This window comes from Parabacteroides sp. AF39-10AC (assembly GCF_003635405.1).
In the GTDB taxonomy this organism is placed as follows: Bacteria; Bacteroidota; Bacteroidia; order Bacteroidales; family Tannerellaceae; genus Parabacteroides; species Parabacteroides distasonis.
In genome coordinates this window covers 1-4460 of record NZ_QTLP01000024.1, presented here as the reverse complement: position 1 = coordinate 4460, position 4460 = coordinate 1, and the positions used below count along the sequence as shown (strand labels likewise).

Genomic DNA, 4460 nt, shown 5'->3' with positions numbered 1-4460 from the left:
ACCCGATTCCCTTTTAATCCACATACCCGAATGGTATATGCGGAACCGATTCGGGGGCAAAGATAGTATTTTTTATTTAACTATCCACTTCAGCCAGGCCGGAATATACGGAATACACGGATCCCAAGTAAAATTCCGTACAATAAGCTCACAAGAGAAGCTTATGCATAAAGCATTAAAAATCAACATTAAAAAAACAGGATAATCTTTCTGCGAAAACACATACATGTTTTTGAAAAAAGTCGTACGTGTTTTCTGGAAAGGTCGTACGTGTTTTCCTGAATCCTTCCACCGAAAACAATAGCGCATGCTAAAATTTACAAGAAGCTCCACTTAAATGAGATGTTAAATGAAAAAGCCTTACTTTTTGTAGAGTCAACAGGCAAGTACAGTTTTTATACATTTCGTTTGTTCGTGTTCTCAGCTATTTTGTGTAACTTTGCGTATGCTTGAAGGCATATCAATTTGAAGCTGCCTATTCTTGCTTGCGTTACCTTGTCGTAATAATTGGCTCAAACAAAGAGTAAGGCTCAACAATGACAAGAACTGTACGTTCCTCGATAATAACAATATCATTATCGGTAACAACGTGATGATAGCCCCCGATGTGAAAATATATACCGCAACTCATTCCGTTCAACTTGCGGAAAGGATGCCGGAAAGGACACATCCCGGAGCGTCCATCTGCGACACAATTGCCCGACCCGTCCTTATAGAAGATGGTGTATAGATAGGAGGCGGCTCTATAATCCTTCCGGGTGTGTCCCTTACTTGAACGGCATTTTCTTATTATCGATTAAATATTTCATTCTTCCAAGAAATATTCCGACCTTTGGCATTGTATTGAGAAAATAACGTAGAAGCGTTTCGATATTATCCCGTATTTGGAATCTGGACAATTCTAATGAGTTGGGATAATAGACCAAATGGCTCCTGCGCTTGTGTTTGTTATATACCTCCCTTATGGGAAGACATATATCGACATAGGGCGCGGGATCATTGTGCCATTATCAACTCGTAGGCAGTCCAGAGCCCCAAATACGGTAATAGCCGATGGTCCCCGCTTTTTTATTAATATCGTTCAGCCGAAGGGACAGGTTGACAACTTAAATCAAATGCAATCATGAACAAATGGTTACTTGGGGTAGCAATGTTATTAAGCAGCCTGTTTTCTTACGCCCAATCACCACAGGCAATGAACTTCCAAGCGGTAGCACGAAATGCCGGAGGCAATCCTATATCAGACAAGGAAGTCGGAATTAAAATAGAAATCGTACAAGGGAGCGCATCCGGTACAACCGTTTATGGAGAAACGCACCATACAACGACAGCCAAGAATGGGGTAGTCAATCTACAAATCGGAAACGGAACAGCGATAAACGGTATCTTCACCGAGATTGATTGGAGCCAATCCCCCTATTACCTTCGGATCAGCATGGACACAGATGGAGGGGGCAATTATAAGGAGATGTCAACGTCACAAATGCTCTCCGTTCCGTATGCGCTGTATGCGGAGAGAGCGGGAACGGTAGGAAGCGAAACCGAGAAGAAGCATGATTTTTGGGTATTACCAAATGATAACAACAGCGCTATGATTTTAACAGGGAAAGCATCCCTTTCCTCAACGCTTTACAATCCCACAAGCAGTAATTTTTTCGTGAAATATCTAGATGATACAGACCAAGAGGTAACTATGGAAATCCTTGGATTACCATCCGACATTTCATTTAATAACGATTGCGGCTTAAAATCCGGACCATTCGGTAGACTTTTAACACTAAGTATTCTTCCCCCGAAGCAATATACTCCAGAAGCTCACTATTCATGTACTATAGTCTTCAAAAACAAATATAATGAAACCAAAAGCTATCCATTCATATATGAAGTAAGAGAAACCGGGGTTTATCCTGAAAGTCATTGGAAAACAGACGATGATATTTTAGCATCTATTGCTACCATAATCGATCCTAATTCTGACAGTCCCTGGGATGATTATAACCTTCTAAATACAGAAATCGATATTGATTTCATGAACAAGAGATCTCCGGATATCACAACTCCTTTTAATGAATTTGAGAATAAGACATATACACCTAATTCTGGAGGTATGCTAACAAGTCTATGGCAGATACCTTATGAAACAATCAATCGATGTAACAATCTATTGGAAGGCCTTGCCCAAAACACAAGTTCAGATATCACCGAAAACGTAAAGACCAATGCCATCAAGCAAGCCAAAGCCATCCGAGCTTATGCTCATTTGATGTTGACCTCTTGGTTCGGGCGTGTCCCCTTAGTACTGAAAACCTTGTCCTTTTCAGAATCTGCTAACGTTACCCAATCAGATCGTTCAGACGTTCTTGATGCCATAATCACAGACTTCACAGAAGCACAAGGAGTCTCTTCATTATCGAAAGAAGGAGAGCTAACCGCCAAAGATATCCAAATCCTGCTCTATGAGGCCCAGTTATTAAAAGGGAATTGGCAAGCAGCTTCTGCCATTCAAGCGAAAAGCGGCATCTTGGCTTTCATCAAGAAGATCGCAGACTGGAAGTTGAATCCAACGGCACAAATCACCGAGGCTTCCTTGATGGAAGAATATATGAACAACTATCATTCGACTTACAAACGAGGCAATCTCTATCTGAATATATTAAACTATAGCGCAAAATATTTCAATATGGATGCTTACAAAGCCCTATTGCCCATACCACAAGAAGAAATGGATAGAAATCCCAACCTGACACAAAACGGAGGTTATTAATCATGAAGAAACTCATATTCGTATTCATAGCCATCTGCGGCTTGAACCATGCGTATGCGCAAAGCCTCACCGGAGGCAGTCTCTCTTCTTGTCTCATCGAAGCAGAAGAGATGACAGCCGTCCTTGGGGAAACGATCGTGCCTACCCCGGAGAAAGGGGGCTATCTGGATGCTGGCTTCATCGAAATCCTTTTGGCAGAAGCAGTAGATGCGGGGACCGATCCGGAAACCCCCATAGATCCTACGCCGGGGGAACCTGAGATACCAACCTCCATCGATTCTCACAAAACGGATCCGCAAATCACTTCCCGAGGTGGAGTTCTATTTGTTTACACTCCCAGCCTACAGCCAGTGATGGTGATCGCACTCAATGGAAAGATTGTACGCTACCAAAAGCAAGTAGGCTTACAGGGCTACGAGGGATTGCCCTTCGGTACGTATGTCATCCGGATAAATGAGAAAACATTCAAGATCCAACTCTCCAAATAACCGCAAGGCGGGTATGCTTCACACACCCGCCTTTCACATTTGCATATCTCCCGTTTTTTTACGAATATTGCATATCGGTAATCAACAAATAAGATAAACAGGAATATGGGTATCGGGAAATGGATAGGTGGCGTCTTGGGATTTATGGCGTTCGGACCGCTAGGCGCTCTAGCCGGCATTATATTAGGCTCTTTCTTCGAGGAAGGGGCAAATATGACGGGGCAGTCTTTCGGTGGCGGCACCAATTACGATGATGAATATATACGAAGAGACCCATACGCCGGGGAACGTAACAGTTTCCTTTTCTCCATGTTGGTTATGGCATCCTATATCATCCGTGCCGACGGGAAGATCATGCATAGCGAGATGGAATACGTCCGTCAATTCCTTCGGAGAAACTTCGGCGAGATCGCCGTAAGCCAAGGTGAGGAGATATTGCTAAAGCTTTTCGACCAAGCCAAACGCATGGATCAGGAGAACAACATGGGATTCAAGAATACCATCCGGGAATGCGGAACCCAGATCGCATACAACCTAAGTTATGAGGAGCGGCTGCAATTGCTTGCGTTCCTCGCCGAGATCGCTAAGAGTGACGGGAATGTGTGCGCAGCCGAGATCAATGCCTTGAAAGAGGTAGCGATGGCGATGGGAATGTCTGATAGAGAAGTCGAATCCATGTTGAACCTAAAAGGAAGTTCCTTGGACGATGCCTACAAGGTGTTAGAGATAGAACCGACCGCCACAGACGAGGAAGTCCGTGCCGCCTATCGCCGGATGGCCGTCAAGCATCATCCGGACAAAGTAGCCAGTTTGGGAGAAGACATCCGCAAGGCCGCCAACGAGAAGTTTCAGAAAATAAATGAGGCCAAAGAAAGGATCTATCAATCGAGAGGCTTGAAGTAAGATTCGACAAACAGTATTACTTACGAATTGTCAGCCAATTACATTTACCGATATCTTCTTTATGATGTAAATATTCTTTCTCCTTAATAGAAGTGGACAGACATATCATACCTTACAAAAAAACTTTTTCATATATATTTTCTAAATATTAGAAAACATTCATATCTTTGCCTCCGATTTTAGTAATCAAGCTATCACATAGTTTGGTGAGAGGGAATCCGGTGTGAATCCGGAGCTGTTCCTGCAGCTGTAATGGCTCACCCGATAAACCTGGGGGATTAAGCATACAGCTTTGTAAGTCTGAA

The 4460-nt window shown here is 43.1% G+C and carries 4 protein-coding genes, 1 pseudogene and 1 riboswitch; all 5 genes and pseudogenes read left to right on the top strand.

Annotated features, from left to right (window positions below):
- The coding region (locus DW033_RS25030; RefSeq protein ID WP_217788762.1) for a hypothetical protein at positions 1 to 205 on the top strand (205 nt) is incomplete at its 5' end.
- Between the two features lie 336 nt (positions 206 to 541).
- Positions 542 to 727 (top strand): annotated as a pseudogene (locus tag DW033_RS25350) (sugar O-acetyltransferase); the annotation flags it as partial.
- 396 nt (positions 728 to 1123) lie between these two features.
- Positions 1124 to 2764 carry a RagB/SusD family nutrient uptake outer membrane protein gene (locus tag DW033_RS18445; protein ID WP_048927108.1) on the top strand — a complete coding sequence of 547 codons (1641 nt, stop codon included), beginning with the start codon at positions 1124 to 1126 and terminating at the stop codon, positions 2762 to 2764.
- Positions 2765 to 2766: 2 nt separating this feature from the next.
- Positions 2767 to 3252, top strand: a complete 486-nt coding sequence (locus tag DW033_RS18440) for a hypothetical protein (protein ID WP_048927107.1) — start codon at positions 2767 to 2769, stop codon at positions 3250 to 3252.
- Positions 3253 to 3357: 105 nt separating this feature from the next.
- Positions 3358 to 4155: a DnaJ domain-containing protein gene (locus tag DW033_RS18435; protein ID WP_005867440.1), complete on the top strand. Its 798-nt coding sequence runs from the start codon at positions 3358 to 3360 to the stop codon at positions 4153 to 4155.
- A gap of 152 nt (positions 4156 to 4307) precedes the next feature.
- Positions 4308 to 4448, top strand: a riboswitch (cobalamin riboswitch).
- Positions 4449 to 4460: the final 12 nt, after the last annotated feature.